The organism is Cohnella hashimotonis, assembly GCF_030014955.1.
In the GTDB taxonomy this organism is placed as follows: domain Bacteria; phylum Bacillota; class Bacilli; order Paenibacillales; family Paenibacillaceae; genus Cohnella; species Cohnella hashimotonis.
The window spans coordinates 2947838-2971793 of the sequence record NZ_JAGRPV010000001.1 but is presented as its reverse complement, the minus strand read 5'-3'; the positions used below and the strand labels follow the sequence as shown (position 1 = coordinate 2971793).

Genomic DNA, 23956 nt, shown 5'->3' with positions numbered 1-23956 from the left:
CGGTTTATGCAGATCCTTTTCCCTTTTCCCGTCGACCCTTTAAAGCTGTGTGCGGCTCAGCAGTTCAATCCGGTGCTCGCCGGAATATACGAGTCCGTTGGGCGGCAGAAGCACGTCCCCGCCCTGGCTTTTAGCCGCATAACGTCCTTCGCCGTCCAGCCACAACTCCTGCACATACGCCACGCCGCCGATTCGGCTAAGCGCCGCGAAGACGTCGCCGCGATACACCGGTCTTCCAAAGGGCCAGCCGGCCGCGGACTTGAGGCTGCCCGAAGGGCTGAGCAGTTCATTTAATACGGCGGCGATCCGTCTCGTTTCATGCGCAAACTGAGGCTCGACGACGATGACCGCATGGACGGTCACTCTGATATATTCGGGGGCGATCACGTGAACCTCCGTCCCGATCAGCCGGCGATCGTCCAGATGGCGGGCCACCGTCTGCAAAAATCCCTTGCTCGGCTTCGGCGTCGGCTGACGGCTGAACGGCATCGCGACGACCGTCACCGCATGGGGCACGGGGTCGGAACGTCCCGGCGCATATCCCGCGATAACATGCACCCTGGCGACTCTAAGTCCCGGCGTAGCCTTCGCGAGCGCCGCATAGTCTTCGTCCGTAACGGCGCGATAGGGTTCAAGCCAGCGCTGCTGCAATCGCGCGATGCAGTCGCTCACGCTCTCGCTCTCGGCGCCGCCATAGCCGTAGCCGGCATTGGTTACGGACACGCCGTACGCCCGCTGTTCCTCCGACACCCAGCCGCTCAGCAAGCCCGGCTTGATATTGCCCCGCTCGCCGCCGCCGAGCACGCAGACGACCAGGCATAGATTGGCCTCGTCGCAGGCCGGCGGAATTGCGCCGCGTTCGTCGTTGCCGAAGCGGATCTCGCAGGTGTCCGGATCGAACATATAGTGGCGGTCGAGCGGGCCGGAGCGGTCGAAGTTCTCGACCGGGAGCCAATCCTCCCAAAGCCACTCGCCCGGCCGCTCGCCCGGCATGCCGACCTGCAGCAGAAAATGCTCCCTTCGGCGGCATGCCAGGTCATAGACGTTAAATCGCTGCATCGGCAGACCGTTGCTTCGGCCGATGAAGCGTTTGTCGGCGAACGTCTTGTCCGCATGGATGCGCCGAACGGCCCCGGGCCCGCCCGGCGGCCGTATCCCATGCGCTCCGTCGCCAAAAACGATTTGCGCCCCGCCCTCTTGCGGCATCCGTACGGCATATACGCGGTCGTCCGGTCCGGCTGCGCCGATGTCCGGGACCTCCCGCCACTCCCGCCATCTGCCGTCAGGCTCGCGCACCTGTACGCGAAGCAGGCCGTACCGCGACAAAAAAGTATTCGCGGATAGCGAGACCTCTCCTTCTTCCGGCACGTCGCAGTCGATCGTCTCGCTGAGCGTGTCCCGCTGAACGACGAGCGCCGTATGAAGCAGGATCCGGTCGATGCGGGGCGGCTCCTCGTAGCCTTCCTCCTCGAGCACGCAGCAGATCCACCAGCGCGGCCGATCGTTCGCAGGATGGACAAGCACCGGGCGCAGCGGCGCGTTCAGCTTGAGCGTTACGCGGCCGCTGAAGCTTAAATGCAGCGTCTCGTCGCCGACCGTCTCAAGCGGCAGCCAGCCCGAAGCGTCCGTCTGTTCGTCTTGCGCGTAGCCCTTCCAGGCGATGCGCGCGGACGGAACAATAGAAGGCGGCACATGCGGTTCCCCCGCATCGGCAGGCATGGCAGCCAGGGCAGCGGTCAACGGCATCGCCTGCCAAGCGTCGAGACTGCCGTGGCCGCCATCCTCCGCCAGCAAAATCGTCAGCTCGATCGGCTCTCCTACGGGGGGCTCCCTATCGAACGATACGTATAGTCTGCTGCCTGCCCTTGCATCCGCGCCGAACGCATAAAAAGCGACATCGCCCTGCGTGTTCGACGCCGTACGGTCGCTGGCCTCGCGTTCGGTGCGCGTGACGATCCGGTCGACGGCAAGCGGCCTTAGCGTCGTGGGCGCCGCCGTCTCGAACGTTTGGTCCTCGGCAAGCAGCTTGGTCCCTTGCGGCAGCAGCACCGTCCGTCCGATGCCGCCGAACGAAGCGAGCGCGGCTGAGGCTGTCGCCTGGCGCGGCGATTCGCCGAGCAGCTCGAGGAACTTGCGGCGGTTGCGATCGGGCACCCGGCTCAAATAAAACTGCTGCATCTCGCTGATCCAGGCGAACAGCTCCAGCATCGTCATGCCGGGGTCGTGCGCGTTTTCGTCGGTCCACTCCGGCAGGCGCCGCTGTATACCTTGGCGTGCTTCGAACAGGATACTCTCGTACGTGCGATCGTCAAGCGGCAGCTTGGGCAGCATTGGCGCCTTGCCTCCTTTTTAAGCGGATTTAAGTGAACTTGTCGTGTGCTTCGGCTTTGCGAATGCGTCCTGGCTTCGCCTGTCTGTACGCCATTGAACGAAAGGGCTGCAGGCGGACGCCTGGCACGATCGGAAGCCTGCTCTAACCGAGACGCGCCGTCACCTGATGGCTGCCGGACACGACGATGCCATGCGGCAGATCGCGGAGCGCGGATTCGGGCACCTCCCGCGCTGCGCCGTGCTCGATGACAACGACGCTCATGTGGAGCAGCTCGACTTCCAGCACCGTTCGTACCGATTGAAGCAAACCGTACAACGCCGAGGAATGCACCGTTTCCCCGATTTGCCAGCCGCGTCCGTCTAGCTGCCCGGCGCGCGTATCGAGGTACCGGTCCAGCGTCTTCATACAGGCCGCTTCGGTCGGTACGATATCGTCGGCGACGCCGGTCCGCACGACGGCTTTGACAGAAATCTCAAGCAGCGCCGGCGGCATAATCGCGAGCCGTCCGCCCTGCATCAGCAGATTGGAAGCCTTGTCCCGCAGCGCAGCCTCGATTTTCTTTTTGACCTCGGGAAAAAAAGCGACGCCTTCGCGGCCGCCGAGCGGCAGCGCTACGACGACGACTTTGCCCGGCTCGCGCTGCAGTCGGGCATCCCGCCCTGGCAGACAGCGCACCTGCGCGATCGAGGGATCCGCTTCCCGCACGATCCACTCCATGTCGGCGGCGGAGACAGCCCGCCCGCGGTGACGCGCGTGCTGCGGACCCCGCTCCATCGCGCGAGCGAGCGACTCTGCGTCGCCGCCGCCGACGGCGGCCGACGGATTGCTGACGCTGTCGACGAACGCGAGCGGCTGCAGCAGCCCCCGGATCGCGCGCGCCGGCACGTTGCCGCGCGCCCCTTCGGTAACCTGGTAGGTCACGCGCACTTTGTCCGTACCCGCAAGCGGAAGCTCCATGCCGGCTTTGCCGTCCCCGAACCGCAGACTTCCGGAAGCTTCGTCGATCGTATAATGACGATCGTGCGGCAGCGAACCGGCGAACGATTCAACCGCCTGCCAGCGAACCCAAAGGCGTGTCTGACGCCCCTCGCTGTCCCGGTGCGCCTCGTAACGGTCTTCATCCATTTCGGCTAGCGTCTGCTCATTCACGAAGCCCGTCTCCTCGACCCATACCTCATGAGAAACGACCGGCGCGGCAGAAAGCTGCCAGCCGCCGCTTGTCTGCTCCGGATACTCGTCGCGCAGCGTACGTCGCTGTACGATGGAGACCGCGTTGCGGTGGACGCGCAAAAGCGTTGGCACCGGCGCCCCCCGGGTTCCGAAGCGACCGTCCCGATTGAGCGCGCGAAGCCATACGCGTTCGACGCCGAACAGGCGAACCGGCTCCAGCCCCGGAGGACCTGCAAACTGAAAGGCGCCCGATTCGGTGAAGCCGTTCGTCGTATCCATTCCCTTAAGGGCAACCCAGGCGAAGCGCAGCCCGTCGCGGACAAGCGCCTCCCATTCGATCCATGGCGCCCCTTGATCCGCAGCCACCAGCTTGCCGAGCTGAAACGAAAGCCGGATAGGGCCCTTGAGCGGCGCCTGATCAAAGCCCAGATATACGGCCGGCGCGGGGCAATCGATCGGCACGAACGGTCTGAACGGCTCTCCGCCTTGGCGCAGCCACGCGGTTTTGTCCGTCCATTCCGCATTATTAAGGATATAAGCGTTGTCCGGAGCGAGTCTGACCTCGGAGGAATAGGCATACGTCAGCGACATCCGCGACAGATGGGGCGTCATATACTCGACGACAGGCCGGTTGACCGTATCCATCGATGCGACGCGCACGCGAAGCCACCAGTCCCAGGTGCCGTTGACGAACGTCCGCTCCCAGTCGACCGGACAATCCAGTTCAAGCGAGAAACTGCCGGCTTGCGTCTCGGGCAAGTCGGCGAACAGCTCCTCATAACGGCCGCTGCCCGGCAGGCGCATCCAGCTCTCGCCGTTCCAATACTCCCATAGCACGCGGCGGACATACAGCCGCTGAGGCGGCTTGCGCGCGAAATCGGACGAACGCATGACCATGCGCCAGCGCACCTCCGGATCGGGCGCCATACGCAGCTCCCAAGGATCCCAGCGCGCGTCGAACCGCAGCGTCAGGCGGCTGCCGTGCTTGCTGAACGCCTCGGGACAAGCGAGATGAAAAAGCGAATACTGGAAAAACTGCTGCCCGAACGGGAAAAAGCCTGCCCCGTCCAGCTCCAGGTCGCCGGAATAAAGCAGTGCCGGCGGAATGCCGGCAGGGTCCGCCGACACGTCGTGTTCACCCCGGAGCGACAGCTGTTCGACTTCGGGCAGCCCTGCGAGGGCAGGGGATACGACGCTTCCGTCTGGATCAGGCTTGACCCGCGCGCGAATCCAGCGGCCATCGGAGTCCCCGACTACCGAATTACCTAAACGTCCCCGGGAAGTCTTCCACAGCGTCACTTCATTGCGTGCGCTCGTCACCCGGTCGAACAGCCGCCACTCGCCGGCAGCCTCGTCATACCAGGACCACTCGAGCCAATTCGTATCGGCCATGCCGCGCGCCAGCTCGGGCTCCGCATAACGCTTGGCGGAATTGAACCAGGCGAGCGTCAGCCGCGCAGGATGGTTCAGCTGGAACAATCCGTCGTGCCTGATGTACAGCTCGTGCCGCTGCAGATCCTCCCCCTCCGCGCCGAACACCGCGATCTCGGGTGCAATGCCGGCCGCAGCCTCGTCCTCGTAAGCGCCGGAAGCGCGCACGATCATATCGCGCTGCGGATGGACGTTGATCCATTCGAGGAGTCTGGCGGGCGTCACGAGGAGCGCATGCTCCGTCTCGAACGAGATATCCTCGCCGCCGTCCGGCGCTTCGGCCGTAAGCTGCGTGCCTTGCGGTACGTACACGGGCTCGTAGGCGCCTTCCGCAAGGCGGAAGACGGCCGTCGCACGCGCTGCGCGCGCGGGCTGGAGCTTGACGCCCATCAGCTCAAGGAAAGATATGAAGTTGTTCAGCGGCGCGCGGTTCAGTCGCTTGACGTTTTCCTCCAGCATCTCGGCCGCCAGGAAAAACAAGGCGGTGCCTGCGTCGGGATCCTCCGGCGAGAACCGCCATTCCGGCGTATAATGAGGCGCCATTGTCCTGAAGCGCTCCTCGAACGCCGCGACGTCGCTGCCGTCGATCGGGGGAGGCAGGCGCATGCCCGTCCTCTCCGTTGCATCTGGCTTCATGCCCTTAAGTCCTCCCGCTGCGCGTACACGTTATTTGGTGCCTTCGTCCAGATAGAAAGGGTATACCTGGTTGAACAGGTTGTTCGTCGATCGGACGACATAATCCACGGACAGCCGGATACGGCCGGGCTCGGACGGATCGGTCTCGGCCCTGACCTCCACGTCTTTGACGCGAGGCTCCCAGACGACGATCGCTTCGCGCGCATCGCTCTCAAGCAGCCGCAGCGTCGTCTCGTCAAGTCCGGAGAACGCATATCCGGAAAGACCGCTGCCAAAGCCCGGACGCATGACACGCTCGCCGCGCGACGTCATGAGCACGATGCGAATCGCCTCGGCGATATCGTCCTCGCCCTCCGACATCAGCATGCGGCCGGTCGTCGCGTCGACGCCGACGGGGAAGCGCCAGCCTCTGCCCAGAAACGAAGCGGACATGTCCATTCCTCCTTGCCACAGACCGCCGGACTGCGCCGGACGGCCGCGCTAGTTGATTTTGACCAGCGAGCCCTTAATAGTGATGATGCCGTCGCTTTTCATATCGATGCTGGCAGACGCCTTCAGGCTAAGCTGGGCGGATGCCTCGATCTTCAGCTGCGTGCCTTTGATCTCGACCGCGTTCGGCGCTTCGATCGTGATCTTGCCGCTCTTATCGAGCGTGATCTTGGCTCCCGCCGACTTAACGACGACCGTCCCCGTCCCGCCTCCGGTCAGCACGACCGATTGATTGCCGTCGCTGGTCGCCACCTCGACCTTGCTTTCCTTTTCGGAGATATCGACTTTAAAGCCTTTGGCGGTCTTGAGCGTGATCTTGCCGTCGCCGTCGGTATCCTGAAAAAGCATCTCGTGGCCGCCGCGCGAACGGATTTTGCGGATGTCGTTTTTTTCGTGCTTGGCCGGCGGCAGGTTGTTCTTGGTCCACAGGCTGCCGATGACATAAGGGAGCTTGAGACTGCCCATCTCGAAAGCGACCAGCACCTCATCCCCGACCTCGGGCACGAACATCGTCCCCCTGTCTCCGCCGCCCATAAGCGAGGCGATCGGTACCCAGTCGGTTTCGTTGTCGTTTTCCCGCACCGCGAATTTGAGCTTGACGCGATTGCGCTTCTCAGGGTCGCTGTTGTTCGTAACGGTAGCGACCATGACGCCGTTCACGCTGCCCGCGTTAGGACGCGATCCCGAGTAGTCTTGTCCCATCATATGGCGTTCCCCTCCACGTTGAAGCTGGTGATGAAACCGCTCGTATCGATGGCATGCACCACGTTGTTCAGCAGCATCGGCTGGTTGAACTGGCGGCCGACGTTTTGCAGCTTGATGAACCGGCCCGCGCGAATCTCGGGGAGTCCGATGCACGTGCCCGATCCGGTCACCAGCTCCATCGCCTTATCGTTCATGATCGAATCCGCCAGCTTCTGCGCGGCCGCGACGGTCGTATATTCCATAAATTCCGTCTCGATCAAATAGGACGAGAGCGCGCCCATAATATTCGGACCGGACCGGCCATTCGTGCCGATGATGTCGACTGCCTTGGACTTCGCCTCGATCGGTTCGTGCGTGTCGGGATCGATGCCTCTTACGACGACCTGCGTGACCTGATTCGAAATGTCCACCTCCGCCGAGTAGCTAAGCAAGCTCTTGCCGTAAGTCAGCGTGAGCACCTCGGCTGCGGACGGATTGCGCTTTTTAAAATAGAGCTTCGAGCCGACGACCATGAAATCCCGTTCGTTGTCGAACGCGAGCGAGTGCAAAAAATGAAAATCGCTCACCCGGTGCTGCTCGATGCGCGGGATCGGCGTCATCGTGTCGTCGACGTCGGGCGTCAGTCCGTATTTGGAGGCGATCTGCCGGGCAACGTCGCTCGCCTTCTTGTCCTTCCACTGGCTCGATTGCTTGCTGCGCATCATGAGCATCGATTTGTCCATGCCCTTGACGCTCACGACAGGCAGTCCCCCCGTCGGATAATCGACGCCGACGCCGGTCACAAGCCCCTCGAAAACGGTCTCGAACCGATCGGTATAACCCATCTTGATCGTAATCGACTTGCCGACGTCGACCAGCGAGCCGAGCCACTGGAGCGACCGGGCGACCGGATCGAAGGCGTTGGCGATGCGAAAGCTGAAATGATCCGAGAACATCCCGGTACGGGACGTCACTCGAAGGCCTTGAACGGCTGCGCCGATCCGCACGAGGTTCTGCCCGTCGATCAGAATCTCGAACGCCGGCGCGAAAAAAGAACGATACTTGCTCTCAAGCTGCGACAAATCGTAGGTTGTCGTATCGAACTTGACCGTCAACCGCGTTCACTCCAATCTCGGGATAATCAGCTTGCGCCCCGCCGGCAGCCGTCTCGGATTGTCGATGCCGTTGGCTTCGGCGATGGCCCGCCACTGGGACGGGTCCTCGTATTCCTCTGCCGCGAGCATCCACAGCTGCTCGTCCTGCTTCAGCGTTTTTTGCTTCGTGCGATCGGCCGATTGGCGAGGCACCTGCTGATACTGCTCCGTCAAGCCGAGCACCGCGCGCAGCGTCACGTTGAGCGTCGCCCGGACCGGGATGCCGGAGTCGAGAAACATCGTGAATCGCTGGGATACCTTCTCCGCGACGCCTTTGAAATTGAGCGAGCCCCACACGAACCTGCATAAAGGCGGTGCGTGCAAATCGCTGTCCACCTGCAGCAGTCCGCTGATCTTCGCCGTATGCGCGCGGACATCGGTTCCTTTTTCGTAGGTATCGAAAAACAGATCCATCGTCAGCGTCGTCGCCTCGCCGCTAACGAACTGGGCGATCGGCGATTGCAGACCGGGCACGGCATGCCACGAATAACTGTTGCCTGCCTGCAGCATGTACTCGCCCGGGTTGAACAGCACGTCGACCGTTTCCTGCGAATTGCTCTTGATGATGACGATTTTTGCTTTGGATAAGGCCATCGTGAATTCCTCCGTCAATAACCGCTAAGACGCTGCTCGAACTTCAAGCGGCGCATCAGCGCCGTGTACACCGTGTCGGCCAGCCGCTCGGGATCGAGCTCCGGCATCTCGCGCACCGCCTGCTGGAGCTGCTCGGTGCTCAGTCGCGGCGGCTCCTGCGCGGCCGGCTGCGTCTGCTGCGGCTGCGCGGGAGCTGCAGCTTTGGGCGTTCGGCGCAGCTCGAGCTCCGCATTCGGCGCAGCCAGCGGCTGCGCCTGGGAGCCGGATTGCTGCGGCCTGCGCAGCCGCAGCTCGGCCGTCGGCGCCGGGCGGGCCTGCGCGTCCGGCGCGGTGGCCTGCGGCGCGCTCCGCTGCCGGAGCACGGCAGCAGGCGCCGGTTCCGCCCCGGCCGGCGCAGCTATCCGGGACGCTGCGCGATGCAGCTGCGCGGCAACGGAGTCGGCCGGGGCGGCGAACGCTTGCCCGCCGGGCGATAGCGTTCGCGCCGCCGATTGCGTACCGGCAAAGGGCTTCGCAGCTTCGAGCGGCGCGGCAACTCGCGGCGCGGCACGGCGCAGCTGGACGGCCGAGCCCTGAGCCGAAACGGCGTGTGCAGGCATGCCGGCAGTCCGCGCGGTCGCCGGCAAACTTGATAAAGCAGGCTGAAGCGTATTGAAAAGCTGATCCACCGCGGCTCGCCGACGCGCATGAATCGGCGCCAGCGCTTTAACCGCCGTGGTCGAACGCGCGGCTTCAGCGTCTGCTGGGCGTAGAGCAGCGCGAGCCGTCGATGCTGCCTCCTTATAAGAAGGCGAACGCTCCGCGGTTTGGACGACAACCTGCCCTTGAACGCCCTTTTGGATCGTTTGGCTTTGCATGTTTCGACCGGGTTGCTTCGGTTGCGCAACCGAGGTTCCAGCTCCGCCCGGCAGCATGATGCCAGGCGAGTTCGGCGTTGGGCTGCTTCGCGCCAGCAGCTGCGCGGCTGGCGATTCGGACGTTGTCCGAGCGATTTTGGCGCGGTAAGCGATCGCCCCGTTCAGCCCCGCATTGGTCGCCATAGCCTGCCGGCTTAACTTGGCCAGCTGCAATGGCCGCTGCTTCTTCTCGTCGAACGTGACGTTCGAATTTGCCGAAGACAGCAGAGAGAACGCCCCCGCCGCCAGCCCGCTCGCCGAATGATTTTCATTTCCCCGCTCAAATCTATCGTACATCCGATTTATCGCGGCTCCGGTTTCATCCAGACCGATTTTCCGCGTATTCGGAAGCGCACCTATGGATTTTTCAATTGAAGCGTTCGCCGCAGCACGCTTCGACGGCAAGGACGAAGACTGCCTGCCTGACGGAGCTTCAGCCGAGCCCGGCCGTTTTGCGGTTTGTCTCCTCGGATCTCGCATCGTTAGCCGCGCGATTGGCGCCCACGCAGCGGGTTCTTCGCGCCGTTTTCGAATCGGATCCGAAAAACGCGCGACGACTGCGACGCGAGCGGGACCATCGGACTTTTGCCGTTGTATCGCGGAACTCGTCCGGCCTGCCGCCTCCCCGGGCGCATTGGACTTTCCGGGCTGCCAAGCGCCTGAAACCGGAAGCGGATCGCGCACTCCCGCTTGACGGATATCGGCCTTCACTAAGCGCTGCCGCACTTTAATCCCCGATCTGATTAGGCGGTTAACGGCTTCCGATGGTTGGTCGTTATACTGTGAAAGATTGCCCGAAAACCGCCTCAGGGACAATCCTGTCGCACGATCATGGCGAACCAAATTTCCAAAAAATTCTCTAATAATATCGGCCGTCAGGTTCAGCTTGTCGCCAGCTGCGAATCGGACGGCGGCCGCTTTTGTATCGCCTGCATCGCCGGTCGGTAAGCTGCGGACAGCGCCAAGCTTAAAGATAAACTTCGGCGCATCTGCCGTTAAAAAGAAATGAGTTCGCTTCTCAGCCACGCGGCTCCCCGATCCATGAACCTCGATCCGACGAACGCCTTCGCCGCCCGAATCCCGGATGGCCGCTGCGCGGCCGCGAATGAACCGAGAATCGTTAGATTCGTTCATTCGACCCTGCCTGCCGCTTCGCCTGATTTCCACCGTTCGCCCTTCCGAAGGAAGGCTTAGCCCGGCGTTTCGCTTGAGAACCAGCGAGGGCGCCGATGCTGAGCTTAAGCCTGCGCTGAAGCTTGCCGGCGTTAAGCTTCGGAGACGAGCGGTTTGCAGAAGCGCCTGGCCGTTGTTCATCTTTACCTGCATCGGAGCCTCTTTTGACGAAAACGACGCTTTAGCCGGCGCATGCGGTAAAGACGTAAACGACAGCCTTGCGCGTAGAGGTTCCCCCGCCTCCCGCTGGCCATCCTCATTTTCAGAGCGTGCCGGATACCTGCGCGCGATGAGGCTCACCCCCGGATGTCCGATAGACATCCGGTTTGCCGTATCGTCATGAACGGTAGACGTTAAAGAATCTGATGTATTCCTCAAGTTCGCGTCTTGTCTCACACGCTGCCCGTTTTGGATATCGGACTTTGCCTTCTCCCAGGCCGTCTCGCCAGGTTGAGGCGCAGGCACCGCCCCCCCAACCGAATGCCAGCGTGAGCCGGATGCTCGATTCGGTGCGGTCGACGCCGCTCCCGGCATCAATGCGCGGCGAGCAAAGCTGTACACCAGTACGCTTAGTCTGGGTGAAGCTTCTCTGACTACCGCGCCGGCGGACAACGTTAAACGGAAGGGCCGGGAAAAAGATGGACCAAAGCCTGACGGGCTAAATTCGCCCGCATGATCGTGGACGAGTTCACGCTTTGAAATCGTAGAGTCACTGCCTTGCGACTGCTCTCCGGCAATCGATCGCTCATCGGCCGACGGCGCCGACAAGGACGAAGAAGCTTCGGATTGCTCCTCCCTTTCGAGACGCCTCGCTTGACCTGCTTCGCTCCTGTCTTCGGCCTCCGCGCCGCTAAGACCATTAAAATTCATCCCCTGCTGCGAGCCGCGATCGGATCCAACACCGGATGTACCCGGCGCATCCGTCTGTATTCGCTCGGCAGTCTCATCCGGCGACATCCGAGCGGCACCGGCATGACGCTCTTGCGCCGGTTCGGCCCGTTCCTTCACCAGATGGCCGTCCGCAGGATGGCCGTCAGCAGCTTCGAAACCGGGTTCGGAATTGCGATTGGCTTGCTTACGGATGCCGACTTCGGGTGCGTTAGCCGCCGGGCGCGCGTTCGCATCATTCATTGCGCTAGCCTTCGCTTCTATACGCGACCCATCGATTCGTCCGTCGCTCCCCGTTATTGCCGATTGCTGCCGCAATGGTTCTTTCGGTTGATCGATCCCCGTATGATTGCTCCGCTTCGAAAGGGGAACGGCGCCGGCCGTATGCCGGACATCCGTTTGTTGCCGCTTCCCATCCTGCGATTGCCTCGAATCATTTAGAGCCGGCTGCGCAATACGATTCCCCCGCCGCTGCCGGCGGACATACGCATGGACAAATCCGGGCGAAGACAGTGTGAGCTGTCGAACGGCGGAAAAATGCTTGAGTCTGGGACCGGCAGACAGACGCGACAGCAACTGACGAACGCCCGGGACGGACAATGCGGTGCCGCGCTTCAGGGAGGCCGGCGTCCGGCGGCCGATGCCGGGCGAGCCATTGTCGATTCTCGAAGGGCGCTGCAAAAATCGCGCACGCAATCGACCTCTCGCCGAACGATTCGAGTCCGGATTCCCTTCCCCCGCGTCAATGAGCGCAGACTTGCCCGCGGACGGCTTCATGTCAGTATGGCGTCCGTCTATCCGATTGTTTTCCCCTGCTTTGGCATTCCAATCTGCTGACTCTTCCGGTTCTGATCGGACCTGAAAACCCTCTGCTTGTCCCGGATGATCTAGCCCCTGGACGTTTTCTTTTCCGTCATCCCGTTCTGAGCGCTGCCGATCGCGGCTGTCCGGGGCTTCTCGACGAGCCTGCTCCCCGTGCTCGTTGCGAGCTTCGGCCGCTCTAGAACCTTGCTGCCCCCGTTCCTGTCTGTCCTCATCCGGCCGGCGCTTTCTTCCGACAAGCTTTTTCGCCCCCTGTTCAGTGCGTTGCGCGCGCGACATCGAAGAAGGGGATGGCGCCTGTTGATTATGTTCGGAAACGCCTGCTTGCGGGCGGCGCTCTTGTTGGCTGAATTCGCGTATCCCCGTTTGCGGCTGCCTGCGCTCCTGCTCTTTGCGTCCTGGCTCTTGGCGTTCCCGCTCTTTGCTCGTCAGTTCTTGGCGTTGCTGCTCCTTGCGTTCGCCCGTCTGCGGCGGTCGTACTTGCTGCGCTTGCTCACGTTCTTCGGTATCCGGCTGTCTCGAACCGGCTCGTGCCTGCGCATGCGCACCACCAGGGTCCTTCCGATCGCGCTCGCGCCTTCCGGCATCCGATCGCGGCTGCGCTGCCATATAGGGCACATGAACAGCCTGCTCCCGTACGATGCGCTGCTCTCTCACAATGCGCTCGACTTCGCGTACGACGACCGTACGCCGCTCGACCACGCGCTCCTTGACGATCGTGCGGACCTCGCTGCGCGTCGGAAATCCGGTGGGCTGCAAGGAAGACGGAGCCGGAGAAGTTCGCTTATGTTCGAACGGAGCATGAGCCGGGCGCGCGCGTTTGCTCGAAGTCGGCACCGCGCGAAAAACGAGAGCGGGCCTGGACGACTGCGCCTGACCGCGAAGCGAAACGTATTTGCGCTTGATCGCATCGGCGAAAGTCCCGTTCTCCGGCTTGATGCCGGCCGCCGAGATGCGGCGAAGCCCCCCTTTGAATCGCTTCATGCTCCTCCTCCTTCCGTGCGGAACGCCTGCAAACCGCTCAGCCGCTAGACCAAAACGCCTCTTCTATTTCTTGGAGAAAATCGCCTTGATGCCGTTGTGAACCAGTTCGATCGATTCAATGGCGACATCGCTCGAACGGGCATCGAGCGAAGGGCCGGTCCATTTGACGGGATAAGCCTCGAAAAAATTCCAACGGCACAATTCCTCACCATCCTCACGGTACAGGATGATCGAGCCGCTCTTGCGCGTCACAGAGCCGCGAGAGGTCTGATCGTACCAGTCCCATAGCGCCGATGATGAGGAGAAGCCGCGACGCAAAACGATTTGGGCGTAACGCGTTCCTTTGGGGAAGCGGTGAATATAGCCGTTCACTCCGCCCTCGCGGTACTCCTCGTATTCCGTCTGCGATTCGAGTCCCTGCACGTCGGAGAAGCCGGCCACCAGCATCCCATCCAGCTCGACGTCGAAGCGGAAGCTGCCGAGCACGTCGCGGGTGTTGCCGTTTGCTCCCATGTTGCCGGTCACCTCCTGCTAAATACGTCGAACGGATTGTTTTTATCGGGCTCGTCGTTCAACTTCTTGTTAATCTTCGAAATCTCGTCGCACCAACGTCTGCGCTCGCGGTGCTCCATATTCATAATGTCGTCGTGCGGCCAATGGAAGTAGTAAGCGATAAAGCCGACCTCCTCGTACAACCGGTCTGCGGCGTACGTTACGAGAGGCCCTCCGCTACGGACAAAAAATCGACTTCCACCTCGAACTCGTGATCGCATTTCGGACAAACCGTTTGCAATTTAGGTGTTTCAAGATCGTTGATCTGACGGTATATATTCTGAAGATAGGACAAGTCTGCCGTAAACAGCTTCTCGATTACCTTGGTGTCGATATGCTTCAGCTCGCCGAGACGCGTCACGACGCGCGCGAGCAGGATGACGGTCAGATAGCTGGCATTTTGCTGGACGCGAGGATCTCTCATGGGCAAAATCTCGTCGGCGGCCGTCGCCAGCCGCATAACGCCGCGTTTGTGCAAGTTGCCGGCATCGTCGACGTATCCACGGGGAAGCTCGAACTCGTATTCGGTTTGAAAGGCCATGATGCTCCTCCAGTCTTAAAATCAAATTCGCGATCAGCCATGCGGGCACGATCGTCCGCGGATGCATCCTTGCATCTGGCGGTAACGGCGGACTGCAAGAAAAGCGGGTCAAGGCAAACGCGACCTGCGCTTCTGGCAACCGGCTACAGATGCCGTGCGACCGCATCGGCCATACATAACGAACAGTTGCAGGCGGAGCATGGGCTTAAATGCGGGAAAGCTGCCGGCAGTCGAACATCGCAGCTGCCGGTCAGCTCTCCAGCCGCCCCGAGGGGCATTGGCTAAGGTTATTGCGTGCGCGTCATGCCTTCGTGCGCCAGCTCGAGCAGCTCGATGGCCGCTTCGGAGCCTTGGCCGTTGAAGTTCGGCGCCGTATAGCGAACCGGCCAGGCTTCGATAACCTGCCAGGTCGCTACGTCCGTGCCTTCTTCGTCGATCGCGATGATCGTGACCGTCTTGCGCTCGACCGTGCCGTTGACGCAGTCCTGGATCCATTCCCACAGCTCCAGGGAGTCTGTCGCGCCCCATTTGAGGCTGATGTTGCCATAACGCGCCAGCCCAGGAAGCTTGCGCGGGGTAATAACTTCGTTGCCTTCGCGGTATTGAATGACGTCGAACGAAGCGTCGAAGCCCGACACTTCGCTGAAGCCGGCTTGCTGCAAGCCTTCAAGCTCTACGCGGAATCTAAAATTGCGGTACGGATCTGTACGTTCTCCTGTCATGGGTATCCCCTTCCGTGAATATCATGCGCGCCTCCGGCCGGCGGACGGCGCTATGCTGCCTTGCCGTCCATTACTCGGAGCCGGTCTTCTGCGTGATGCGGAAGATGACGAACTCGGCCGGCTTGACCGGCGCGACGCCGATAACGCAGATGAGGCGTCCGTTGTCGATGTCGTCCTGGGTCATCGTGGAGCGTCCGATGTCGATGAAAAACGCTTCGGACGGGCTGGAGCCGACGAGCGCTCCGTCGCGCCATACCCGCGTCAGGAAAGCGTCGATCGTACGTTGAACGCGAGCCCACAGCTGATCGTTGTTCGGCTCGAATACGACCCAGTTCGTGCCGGCCTTGATGGAGCCCTCCAGGAAAATGAACAGACGGCGCACGTTGATATACTTCCATAGCGAGTTGGAGGATGCGGTGCGGGCGCCCCAAACGCGGATACCCTGGCCGGTGAACGAGCGGATCAGGTTGACGCCGGCCGGATTCAGAATGTCCTGCTCGCCCGTATTGTACTGGACGTCGAGTCCCACAACGCCGCGCAGCACTTCGTTCGCAGGCGCCTTCTGAACGCCGCGCGTCGTGTCGGAGCGCGAATAGATGCCCGCCATCGTGCCCGACGGAGGAACGAAAATGTTGCGCTTGTCGAGCGGATCGAACACCGACAGCCACGGATTGTAAAGCGCGGCATAGCTGGAGTCGAACAGATCGCGGTGCGTCAGCACGTCGGCAACCTTCGTCTTCTCGCGGGGGATGTCGAGAATCGCAAACCGGCTGCCGAGATTCTCGCAGTGCGCGACAAGAGACAGCTGGACGTTCGGATCGGTCACGCCGGGAATGGCCATGATGCTCACCACGTCGTTGTCGATGAACGACTGGATGCCCGTGCGTCGGCCCGGACCGCGGTCTTCGCCGATGAAATCGGCGGCGGACAGATTGCCGACGGTGCCGTCGCTGCCGCCCGTCAGGACGAACTCGACCACGCCTTCCGCGTCGCCCGTCAGCTGTTCGAACGGAGCCGTCGCCGACGTCGAAGTCACGAGCGCGGACACGTCGACCAGGTTGGAGCGGCTGGCAACCTTGTCCACATAAGAAGGCGCTTCGGGATTCAGCGATACCTTTTCGAAAATCTCGACTTCGTCGCCGAACGCGACCGTCAGCGTAAATTCGCTCGTCGACAGCACCTTGGTCGGCAGCAGCGCCGTATCGACGACGTCGCCGTCAAGCGCTTCTGCCAGCTCGATCATATTGTCCTGGACGCTGACGATACGGGCCAGCTGCACTTCGCCGCCGGCCGCGAAGGAAACGACGTCGCCTGCGTAAAAGCCGTTCGCGTTTTTAACGCGGTAGCGCTTGTCGGTCACTTCGTAAATTTGCGTCTTGGCCTTGCTGGCGGGCGCCAGCGAAACGCTGACGAGGTTGCCCCATGCGCCCGGATTTTTGGCGGAAATGGAAAGCGCGTCAGCCAGTCGTTCTCCGTTGGAAGCATGCTTAGCGTCCGAAGGCGCTACCCGCATGATGTAGCAACGCGAACCGCCGTTCATGAAAAATTGCTCGACTGCGTAAGCCAAATAGCGATAGCTGCCAAAAGCGCTCTCGGACAAGTAAGAACCGAACGCGCGCTGAAAATCGGCAGGACCGGTCACAAGCAAAGGCAGCCCTTCTACCGCGCCGCGCTGGGCAAGGCCGATAAAACCGGCAGTGCTGGTGCTGACGCCCTCAAGCGGTCTGGACCCGCTTTCGAATTCCTCTACATATACCCCAGGCGACAAATAATCTGCCATACTCCCCGGCTCCCTCACGGATGCATCCTGATGTCGTTCTCGATGCGGCATCCGTCAGTGGCCAGTTCCTCCTCTCTGCTGGTGGGTTAAGCGCTGCATGCAAGATGGCCCGTTCGCAAGCCGTCCGAATCTGCATGACTTCGATTCGATGCCGGCTTGCGCAGCGTGCCCCCTGGCCGCAGCCTTGCGAAAATCTATAAAAATCGCCGCTGCGCACGAGGACTAAACTGCGTGCGCGGCATCGTCATGCCCATTGTCTATCGCGGCCGCAGCCACTATAGCAGGCTGCGGCCGCTGCGGCACCGCCTTCATCCGGCGGGCCAAGCGATGCTGTCCTGCCGGCTCACCGTCCCGCCCGTCGCGGTCCATTCGGCGCGCGTCCGCTTCTTCCCGAGCGCAAGCTCGGCGAGAACGCGGAACCGCGTCGGATAAGCGCCGCGCAGCGCGAGTGCGGCAGCGCCGTCGCTATCTGTGAGCGCCTCGGCCGCGGGCAGCAGCAGCGCGCCTCGCCGCCAGTCGCGCGCAACCGGCGCCTCCAGCGACAGCGTACCGGGCTGCCCCGTATCGGGACCGACCCTGCACCGCTCCGTCGCCTTCCCGCCTCGTTCCGCCAAAATGAAGCGATCGCCAGGCAGCAGCCGGCCGCCCTCCGCGGCAAAGCGAAGCTTGTCCGATCCGGCCGGCAGATCGTCGGCCAGCCGGCCTCTGCTGCAGCTCTCTTCTTCGACCCAAGCGAAAATCCGTACGTCCGAAAGCGGCTTCCCGCCCGCGTCGACCAGTTGCAGTCCGAGGCCGGTCGCTCCCGGCGGTGCCGGCAGTCTCGAACCGGGCAGCAACGGCACGACGACAACCGGCGCTTGCCGCGGGAGCGCTGCCAAATCGACGGCCCTGCGGGAAGTCGGCCGCAGCGGCGCGGATACCGACAAGCTGCATGCGGAAGCTTGTACGTCCATAAACGCAAAGCCGCCGTCCGGCATGCGAAGCGGCTTGTAAGGAAATCCCTCGAGCCGTACCGTCACGTCGCTTCCCGCTATCGGCCGTCCCGTCCAGGCGTCGACAGGGTATACGACCAGCGAGCATCGGGATACGAAGGTCGATTCGGCGCTCACCGCGGTTCCCCCTCGCCGATCTCGCGCAGCGTAATGCGCCGTTCGACGACGCGCGGTCCCGGCTTCACGCGGGTCGACTCCAGCAGAATCGGACCGACGCGGTAAACGAGCGACAGCTTGTAGGGCAGGTCGCCGAACTGCCAGAGGCGCACCAGCTGATCCGTATCCATGTTCTCTGCCGTGATGCGCAGCTCCTCGCCGGACATCGCGAGCGAGCCTTCGAGATAGGGCGCCCGCAGCACGGCGTTGTCGTACAGCGTCTGCATCACCTTGCCCAGCATGAGATGCTCGTCCAACGTTCGGGCGAGCGGCTCCGCAGCCGAATGCGCGGTGATGAGATATGTAAGATCCAGCGCAAGCGGCGGAAAACGAAGCTGGCCGCCCTGCGCCTGCATCGCGTTCCTCCTGGCTTCCCCGCTCTCGCGGACGCCGACGAGATACAGAGACAAGCTAAGGTCTCCTTTGTCCGCCGGCGAAGCCAGGCCGATCAAGTCCGGACGGGCGATCGGATCGGGCGACAGCTGCTCGCGGAGAAGCTTCAAGAGACTTGCGCCGACCTCCGCGATCGCGGTATAGGAGCCGATGGATGACACCCCTCTCGAAGGCGAAATAATGATAAGCTTGGCCGAAAAGCAGATTGCTACAATTTTCGCCAATAAATTCATTATATCGGCAAAATCTCGAAGTGGCTATCCAAAACTTGCATCGTAATCGCCTTCATAGGGAGCAAAATTGTCTTTGACCCAGATTTTCCCCATTTTTCGAAGCTCCTGCGCCGAAGCGCGCACCAGATGCGGCATCCCGATCGGCCGGTCCTCTCCCGCCGCCAAAAAGGCCGCGGTCAGCACGATGTTTTTGATATGGCCGCCCGCAACGTCCAGCCTCGCCGCAAGAAACGCCAGGTCCAAATCGGTTTCCGTCGGCACGGTCGGCGGCAGATGCGTCCTGAAAATACGCTCGCGGTCCGCGGCATCGGGCGCCGGAAACTTGATGACCGCGCTCATTCGGCGCAGCAGCGCCTCATCCATGTTCTGAAGCAGGTTCGTCGCCAGAATCGTTACGCCGTCGTAAGCCTCGATCCGCTGCAGCAGGTAGGCAGCCTCCATATTGGCGTACTTGTCGTGGGCGTCTTTAACCTCGGTCCGCTTGCCGAACAGCGCGTCGCCTTCGTCGAAAAACAAAATGGCCCCGCTCTGCTCGGCCTCGGCGAACAACTCTCTTAAACGCTGCTCCGTCTCGCCGATGTATTTGCTCACGATGCGCGACAGATCGATCCGGTACATCTCTAGCCCAAGCTCCCCGGCGACGATCTCGGCAGACATCGTCTTGCCGGTTCCCGGGGGGCCGGCGAGCAGCAGGTGAAGTCCCGTGCCGTAAGGCAGCTTGTCGCGAAAGCCCCACTCCTCGAGCACTCTGCCGCGGTGCGCGAACCGGCCGCAAGCTTCCCGCAGCAGCGCGAGAGGCTCCGGCGGCAGCACCAGGTCGTTCCAGTCGCGCTTAGGCACGATCCGCTCCGCCATTTCCGACAAGCGGTGGCGGAACTGTCCGCGCGCAGCCTCTTCCAGATCGGCCGCCGAAGGCCAGGCATGGCCGGCGCCCGCGGCAAGCGTCCGCGCTTGGCGCCAAGCCTGCTGCGTCTGGCCGGGCGACAGCCGGTACTTGTCGGCGAGCGCCCTGAACTCGCCGTCCTCGTACCGGTGCGGCATCGGCCCCGATATGCCCTCGCGTCCGCCCGTCGCCGACGCCATCCACAGCGTCTCGCGCCTCGCCGCATCCGGCAGGCCGACCTCGGCCTGCCAGAACATCCGCCCTTCTGCGGCCGGCAGGCTGTGAGGGGTCCGCCGTTCGCGGCTGCACCAGCAAACGAGCGGCTGACTGGCGTACGCGGCATAAGTTGCGAACGCGTCTCCGTAGATACCCAGCAGCGACGGCTCGGGCGCCTTCGCGCCTTCCCCCTCGGCGAAGCATAGCGCCGCGCCGGTCAGCAGCGCCTCCCGGACGAGCCGGGCGAGCGCTGCGGCAAGCTTGGCCGGCTCCGCGGGCAGCCGCTCGACCAGCGCGCAGAGCAGTGCCTGCCCGCGCGCGTCCGCCAGCCGGCGTATGCGCAGCTGCTTGCCGGCGCCCGCCGGCCCCCACAGCTGCACCATCGGCCAATGCGCGTGCGTACGCGCCTCCCCCGCTTCCGACAACGGAGCCAGAATTCGCCACGCCTCGTCGCCCTCCGGCAGTTCGGGCAGGCCATCCTCGTCCGGTCCGTAACGGCGGGCGATGCCGTCCAGACGTGCGTCCAGCGGCTCCGCCTCCAGCACGAAGCTTACGATGCGCGGATCGAGACGCAGCGGATCGCGGAAAGCGAGCGTACGCGCGTGCGGCTCTTCGCCGGCATCCAGCAGCAGGCGCCGCAGCAGCGGACTCGCGAGGGAGCGGCGCGCTTCGGCGCGTTCGCTTGCGTCGTCGCACAGCAGCCTCAGCGCCAAATCCGGCGTCGCCGCCTTGAGCGTCACGTCGTCGTTCAGGTAGCCGAACCATTTTTCGTATCGGCGGCTGCATTCGCCCGCAAGCGCAAGCACGATGAGCCGCCTTTCCCAGCGCGACAGCCCGAGCCGCTCCGACAGCTCGGCCAGCGGCAGCGCCGTCCCTCGCTCCGCGCTCAGCCGCTCGCGGTCCGCCATCTCGGCTTCCGATTCGCGCCGGCGCGCGGCATAAGCTCGCCATTCCCCGGCAGCCGGCTCGTCCGCCGAAGCCTTGCGCAGCAGTTCTTCCGGCGTCACGACAAGCCCCTTAAGCGCTGCCAGCGGATCGGCGAACGGATCCTCGCCCGACGGACCGAGCAGCGCCCGCATGCCTTCTTCCAGCAGCAGCAGCTCGTCCGCGAGCAGCTGCGCACCGTCCCGATATGTTCCGTTGCCGCTCAAGAACGTTCATCCTTTCTCATCGGCGCATCAGGCTCAGCACCGCGATGTCGTCCGATTGCGGCGCGCCGTCGGCGAACATGAATACATCCATCAACAGCGCGTCGATCACCTCGGCGCTCGACATGCCCGGCGTCATCTGCAAAAACCGCTGCAGCCGCCCGCCGCCATATTGCTCCTGCACGCCGTTTTCCGCCTCGGTAATGCCGTCCGTGTACAGCACGAGACGATCGCCTTCGGCCAGCGTTACGACCGTGTCGTAATAGCTTGATTCGGGCATCGCGGCAAGCGGAAGGCTTTTCCTCAGCTTGATCGGCTGCACCTCGCCAGTAGCCCGTACGAGATAAGGCGTGCAATGCCCGCCTTCGCTAAGCGTCGTTTCGCCGGTATCGGCGTCGAAAACGCCGCATACGATCGTCGCGAACAGCATCGGATCGTCCGCCGCCAGCTCGTCGTTGACCATGCGCAGCAGTTCGCCGGGAGACAGGTCCGGCTTCATCTTGCCTTTGAGCAGCGTCAGCGCGACGGCCATGAACAAAGCGGCGGGAATGCCTTTGTCCGACACGTCGCCCAGCGTAAAAAACAAACGGCTCTGATCGATTTTGTAAAAATTGTAAAAATCCCCGCCGACCTCCTTGGCCGACTTGAGCAAGGCGCAAACGTCGTACGGTTCCTGGGCAGACGGCATCGTGCGCGGCAAAAAGCTCATCTGGATGCCGCCTGCGATCTGCAGCTCGCTCTCGAGCCGGTCCTTGATTTTGGTCGTCGCGGCCAGCGCGTGCATCGAGTTTTCTAACTGCTCGTAGAGCCTGGCATTTTCGAGCGCCACCGCCATCGGCTGCGCGACCGCTTCGAGCAGCGCGCGGTCGCGCTCGGTGAACGGCCGGCGGCCGCGTTTGTTGACGACCTGCAGCACGCCTTCCACCAGTCCGCCTTTGACGATCGGCACGGTCAGCAGGTTGCGTGTCTCAAAGCCGGTCGTGTCCGCCACCCGGCTCGACCACCGAGGATCCGCGCCGGGATCGTTGACGACGATGCTGTCGCCCGATTGCGCCACGAGTCCGGCGATTCCCTCGCCAACCGGCAGGCGAATGCGCTTGACTTCCTCCCCTTTGCCACCTGTGGCGACCTCGAAGAAAAGCTCCTGCCTTTCCTGATCCAGCAGCAGTACGGAAGCCGCCTCCACCGGAAGGACCGTCTTGGCCCGCTCGACGATCAGCTCGATCTGCTCGCTGCGCCGGAGCGTCGAGTTCAGCTGTAAGCTGATATCCAGGAGCGTTCGCGCCTGCCGCACGCGGGAGCGGCAAGCCGCATACACGGCCGCGCCGCCGGCAAGGCCTCCCACCGCAATTGCCGGGACGATCGCCGTCCACAGCATGTCCATCGTATTCATCCCCCTCCGCGCACGCGGCACCGAGCCTGCGTACGCTGTACGCGGCGCCTCCTTTTATCTGGCCGCCAGCGCCGCAGTCGCCTGTTCCTCCGTGTCCGCCGTCTCAAGAATGCCTAGCAGTCCCGACATCTCGAACACTTCGCGTACCGCCTCGCTCATGCCGGCGCAGATCAGGCTTCCCTTCAGCGCCTTCGTTTTTTTGGCGGCCACGAGCACGACTCTAAGACCGGCGCTGCTAATATATTGAAGTGCCGTAAAATCGAGCACGAACCGGGTATGCCCTTCGCCGGCCAGACCGACAAACGCCGCTTCCGCTTCAGATGCGTTCTGCCCGTCGAGACGTCCTTGTATCGAGAGAACGGCCACGCCGTCCTTCACCGCAGTTTTCAAATCCATCAGTCGCACCTCGTCTAATCGTATTTGATCATCGTCAGCCTGTTGCCGGAAGGGAGCCGTTCATAACTGAGCTCGTCCATCAGCCGCTTGACGAAATAGACGCCGAGCCCGCCGATCTGACGGTCGTCCAGTTCTTGCGTCAGGTCGGGATCGGATTTTGAGAGCGGATCGAACGAAGCCGCGTTGTCCTCCATGACAAGCCTGACGCCGCCGCCCGCCTTATCGATCGTAAGAAGAATCCGCGGGTCGCCTCCGTCCGGATAGCCGTAGGACACGATATTCGTCAGCAATTCCTCGCAAGCCAGCGTCAACTGAAGCTTCATTCGCTCCGACCATCCCAGTCGCACGCCCGTCTCGTCCATGAAACGGTGAAGCGCACCGATCGCGGACAAGCCTTCGTTCAGCGCAATCGCGCAGCTTCCGTCCGCTTCGTTCGCCTTGCGCGCATTGTCGTTCCTAGCGGTCAATGGCTTCCCTCCGTCCGCCGTCAGTCGATGACAAGACGTTATTATTCACGCGTATCATACCATAATCCGACAAAAAAATAGCCATTTATAGTAAACGAATCGTATTTACGCGGGAAAATATAAGCTATAATAGAAAACAAATCTACGAACGGAAAGAGGTCGCGTCCTTGAGCCGCCTTTATGCCCATAACCGCCAGCCATCCGCTTCCCGAACCGGCCCCGCCGAGAAGCCGCAGCAGGGCAAGCCAGTCCAGATGCTCGCATTGCAGCGCGCCGTCGGCAACCGCGCCGTCCTGCAGATGATGCGCGCAGGCGACCTGTCGCCGGAAGAATCGGCCGCGCCCGCCCAGCGCAAGGAGAGTCGTCCCGGCGCTCTGCCGCTCGACGTCCAGTCCAAGATGGAACGCGTGATGGGCGCCGATTTTTCCAACGTCAACGTGCATGCCAACTCCTCGCAGGCTTCGGGCATGGGCGCGCTCGCCTACGCGCAGGGCAATGACATCCACTTCGCTCCCGGACAGTACAGTCCCGACACGCAGAACGGCCAGAAAATAATCGGGCATGAGCTCGCGCATGTCGTCCAGCAGCGTCAAGGGCGCGTGCTTCCGACCGCCCAGCTTAAGAGCGGCATGCGCCTCAATGACGATCCCGCCCTGGAGAAGGAAGCGGACAATCTCGGCGAGAAGGCCGCAGCGACGCCGGATCAGGGCGAGCCTACCATTCAGCGGATGGCAGATCGTCCGACGCCCGGACTGCCCGCGCAGGTCGCCCCCTTTATTCCTATACAGCAATCGTGACCGCCGTCCATCCTGTTGGAGCTGCGCCGGACCG

The 23956-nt window shown here is 62.6% G+C and carries 21 protein-coding genes; 1 reads left to right on the top strand and 20 read right to left on the bottom strand.

Annotation, left to right across the window (positions count from 1 at the left end; translation table 11 throughout):
- Nucleotides 1–39: 39 nt before the first annotated feature.
- The 20 genes from KB449_RS11920 to KB449_RS11830 form a co-directional block, all read right to left on the bottom strand.
- On the bottom strand, nucleotides 40–2331 hold the full coding sequence (locus KB449_RS11920) for a putative baseplate assembly protein (RefSeq protein WP_282908582.1): 2292 nt from the start codon (nucleotides 2329–2331) through the stop codon (nucleotides 40–42).
- Nucleotides 2332–2473: 142 nt separating this feature from the next.
- Nucleotides 2474–5569: a baseplate J/gp47 family protein gene (locus KB449_RS11915; RefSeq protein WP_282908581.1), complete on the bottom strand. Its 3096-nt coding sequence runs from the start codon at nucleotides 5567–5569 to the stop codon at nucleotides 2474–2476.
- A 30-nt stretch (nucleotides 5570–5599) separates the two neighbouring features.
- Nucleotides 5600–6001, bottom strand: coding sequence for a GPW/gp25 family protein (locus KB449_RS11910; RefSeq protein ID WP_282908580.1), 402 nt, complete (start codon nucleotides 5999–6001; stop codon nucleotides 5600–5602).
- A 48-nt stretch (nucleotides 6002–6049) separates the two neighbouring features.
- Nucleotides 6050–6763, bottom strand: coding sequence for a phage baseplate assembly protein V (locus tag KB449_RS11905; RefSeq protein WP_282908579.1), 714 nt, complete (start codon nucleotides 6761–6763; stop codon nucleotides 6050–6052).
- Entirely contained in the window at nucleotides 6760–7857 is a 1098-nt protein-coding gene (locus KB449_RS11900; protein WP_282908578.1) for a phage late control D family protein, read from the bottom strand. Before KB449_RS11900 ends, KB449_RS11905 begins: the two co-directional genes overlap by 4 nt.
- A gap of 6 nt (nucleotides 7858–7863) precedes the next feature.
- Nucleotides 7864–8490: a CIS tube protein gene (locus tag KB449_RS11895; protein ID WP_282908577.1), complete on the bottom strand. Its 627-nt coding sequence runs from the start codon at nucleotides 8488–8490 to the stop codon at nucleotides 7864–7866.
- A gap of 14 nt (nucleotides 8491–8504) precedes the next feature.
- Complete coding sequence (locus KB449_RS11890) at nucleotides 8505–9683, bottom strand: hypothetical protein (RefSeq protein WP_282908576.1); 1179 nt, start codon at nucleotides 9681–9683, stop codon at nucleotides 8505–8507.
- A 2651-nt stretch (nucleotides 9684–12334) separates the two neighbouring features.
- Nucleotides 12335–12508 (bottom strand): hypothetical protein, encoded by a 174-nt coding sequence (locus KB449_RS11885; protein WP_282908575.1) that lies wholly within the window; start codon nucleotides 12506–12508, stop codon nucleotides 12335–12337.
- 189 nt (nucleotides 12509–12697) lie between these two features.
- Nucleotides 12698–12889, bottom strand: coding sequence for a hypothetical protein (locus tag KB449_RS11880; protein WP_282908574.1), 192 nt, complete (start codon nucleotides 12887–12889; stop codon nucleotides 12698–12700).
- A gap of 427 nt (nucleotides 12890–13316) precedes the next feature.
- Nucleotides 13317–13766: a phage tail protein gene (locus tag KB449_RS11875; protein ID WP_282908573.1), complete on the bottom strand. Its 450-nt coding sequence runs from the start codon at nucleotides 13764–13766 to the stop codon at nucleotides 13317–13319.
- An 8-nt stretch (nucleotides 13767–13774) separates the two neighbouring features.
- Entirely contained in the window at nucleotides 13775–14026 is a 252-nt protein-coding gene (locus tag KB449_RS36470; RefSeq protein WP_350356218.1) for a DUF6760 family protein, read from the bottom strand.
- Nucleotides 13966–14346 carry a phage tail assembly protein gene (locus KB449_RS11870; RefSeq protein WP_282908572.1) on the bottom strand — a complete coding sequence of 127 codons (381 nt, stop codon included), beginning with the start codon at nucleotides 14344–14346 and terminating at the stop codon, nucleotides 13966–13968. The genes KB449_RS36470 and KB449_RS11870 overlap by 61 nt, the downstream gene beginning before the upstream one ends.
- 287 nt (nucleotides 14347–14633) lie before the next feature.
- Nucleotides 14634–15068 carry a phage tail protein gene (locus KB449_RS11865; RefSeq protein ID WP_090112549.1) on the bottom strand — a complete coding sequence of 145 codons (435 nt, stop codon included), beginning with the start codon at nucleotides 15066–15068 and terminating at the stop codon, nucleotides 14634–14636.
- Nucleotides 15069–15138: 70 nt separating this feature from the next.
- Nucleotides 15139–16848, bottom strand: coding sequence for a phage tail sheath family protein (locus KB449_RS11860; RefSeq protein ID WP_282908571.1), 1710 nt, complete (start codon nucleotides 16846–16848; stop codon nucleotides 15139–15141).
- Between the two features lie 308 nt (nucleotides 16849–17156).
- Complete coding sequence (locus KB449_RS11855; protein ID WP_282908570.1) at nucleotides 17157–17957, bottom strand: hypothetical protein; 801 nt, start codon at nucleotides 17955–17957, stop codon at nucleotides 17157–17159.
- Complete coding sequence (locus KB449_RS11850; protein WP_282908569.1) at nucleotides 17954–18550, bottom strand: Pvc16 family protein; 597 nt, start codon at nucleotides 18548–18550, stop codon at nucleotides 17954–17956. Before KB449_RS11850 ends, KB449_RS11855 begins: the two co-directional genes overlap by 4 nt.
- A 96-nt stretch (nucleotides 18551–18646) precedes the next feature.
- Complete coding sequence (locus KB449_RS11845; RefSeq protein WP_282908568.1) at nucleotides 18647–20872, bottom strand: ATP-binding protein; 2226 nt, start codon at nucleotides 20870–20872, stop codon at nucleotides 18647–18649.
- A 16-nt stretch (nucleotides 20873–20888) separates the two neighbouring features.
- Nucleotides 20889–22253: a PP2C family protein-serine/threonine phosphatase gene (locus tag KB449_RS11840; RefSeq protein WP_282908567.1), complete on the bottom strand. Its 1365-nt coding sequence runs from the start codon at nucleotides 22251–22253 to the stop codon at nucleotides 20889–20891.
- Nucleotides 22254–22316: 63 nt separating this feature from the next.
- Nucleotides 22317–22658 (bottom strand): STAS domain-containing protein, encoded by a 342-nt coding sequence (locus KB449_RS11835; RefSeq protein ID WP_282908566.1) that lies wholly within the window; start codon nucleotides 22656–22658, stop codon nucleotides 22317–22319.
- Between the two features lie 14 nt (nucleotides 22659–22672).
- Complete coding sequence (locus KB449_RS11830; protein ID WP_282908565.1) at nucleotides 22673–23125, bottom strand: ATP-binding protein; 453 nt, start codon at nucleotides 23123–23125, stop codon at nucleotides 22673–22675.
- 167 nt (nucleotides 23126–23292) lie between these two features.
- Between KB449_RS11830 and KB449_RS11825 the strand changes: the two genes are divergently transcribed.
- Entirely contained in the window at nucleotides 23293–23922 is a 630-nt protein-coding gene (locus tag KB449_RS11825; RefSeq protein WP_282908564.1) for an eCIS core domain-containing protein, read from the top strand.
- The last annotated feature ends 34 nt before the right edge of the window (nucleotides 23923–23956 follow it).

Excerpts from the sequence above, each read along its gene's own strand:
- KB449_RS11920 (WP_282908582.1), bottom strand. The coding sequence starts at position 2,331 with ATGCTGCCCAAGCTGCCGCTTGACGATCGCACGTACGAGAGTATCCTG.
- KB449_RS11915 (WP_282908581.1), bottom strand. The coding sequence starts at position 5,569 with ATGAAGCCAGATGCAACGGAGAGGACGGGCATGCGCCTGCCTCCCCCG.
- KB449_RS11910 (WP_282908580.1), bottom strand. The coding sequence starts at position 6,001 with ATGTCCGCTTCGTTTCTGGGCAGAGGCTGGCGCTTCCCCGTCGGCGTC.
- KB449_RS11905 (WP_282908579.1), bottom strand. The coding sequence starts at position 6,763 with ATGATGGGACAAGACTACTCGGGATCGCGTCCTAACGCGGGCAGCGTG.
- KB449_RS11895 (WP_282908577.1), bottom strand. The coding sequence starts at position 8,490 with ATGGCCTTATCCAAAGCAAAAATCGTCATCATCAAGAGCAATTCGCAG.
- KB449_RS11890 (WP_282908576.1), bottom strand. The coding sequence starts at position 9,683 with ATGTACGATAGATTTGAGCGGGGAAATGAAAATCATTCGGCGAGCGGG.
- KB449_RS11880 (WP_282908574.1), bottom strand. The coding sequence starts at position 12,889 with ATGTGCCCTATATGGCAGCGCAGCCGCGATCGGATGCCGGAAGGCGCG.
- KB449_RS11875 (WP_282908573.1), bottom strand. The coding sequence starts at position 13,766 with ATGGGAGCAAACGGCAACACCCGCGACGTGCTCGGCAGCTTCCGCTTC.
- KB449_RS36470 (WP_350356218.1), bottom strand. The coding sequence starts at position 14,026 with ATGCGATCACGAGTTCGAGGTGGAAGTCGATTTTTTGTCCGTAGCGGA.
- KB449_RS11870 (WP_282908572.1), bottom strand. The coding sequence starts at position 14,346 with ATGGCCTTTCAAACCGAATACGAGTTCGAGCTTCCCCGTGGATACGTC.
- KB449_RS11865 (WP_090112549.1), bottom strand. The coding sequence starts at position 15,068 with ATGACAGGAGAACGTACAGATCCGTACCGCAATTTTAGATTCCGCGTA.
- KB449_RS11860 (WP_282908571.1), bottom strand. The coding sequence starts at position 16,848 with ATGGCAGATTATTTGTCGCCTGGGGTATATGTAGAGGAATTCGAAAGC.
- KB449_RS11840 (WP_282908567.1), bottom strand. The coding sequence starts at position 22,253 with ATGGACATGCTGTGGACGGCGATCGTCCCGGCAATTGCGGTGGGAGGC.
- KB449_RS11835 (WP_282908566.1), bottom strand. The coding sequence starts at position 22,658 with ATGGATTTGAAAACTGCGGTGAAGGACGGCGTGGCCGTTCTCTCGATA.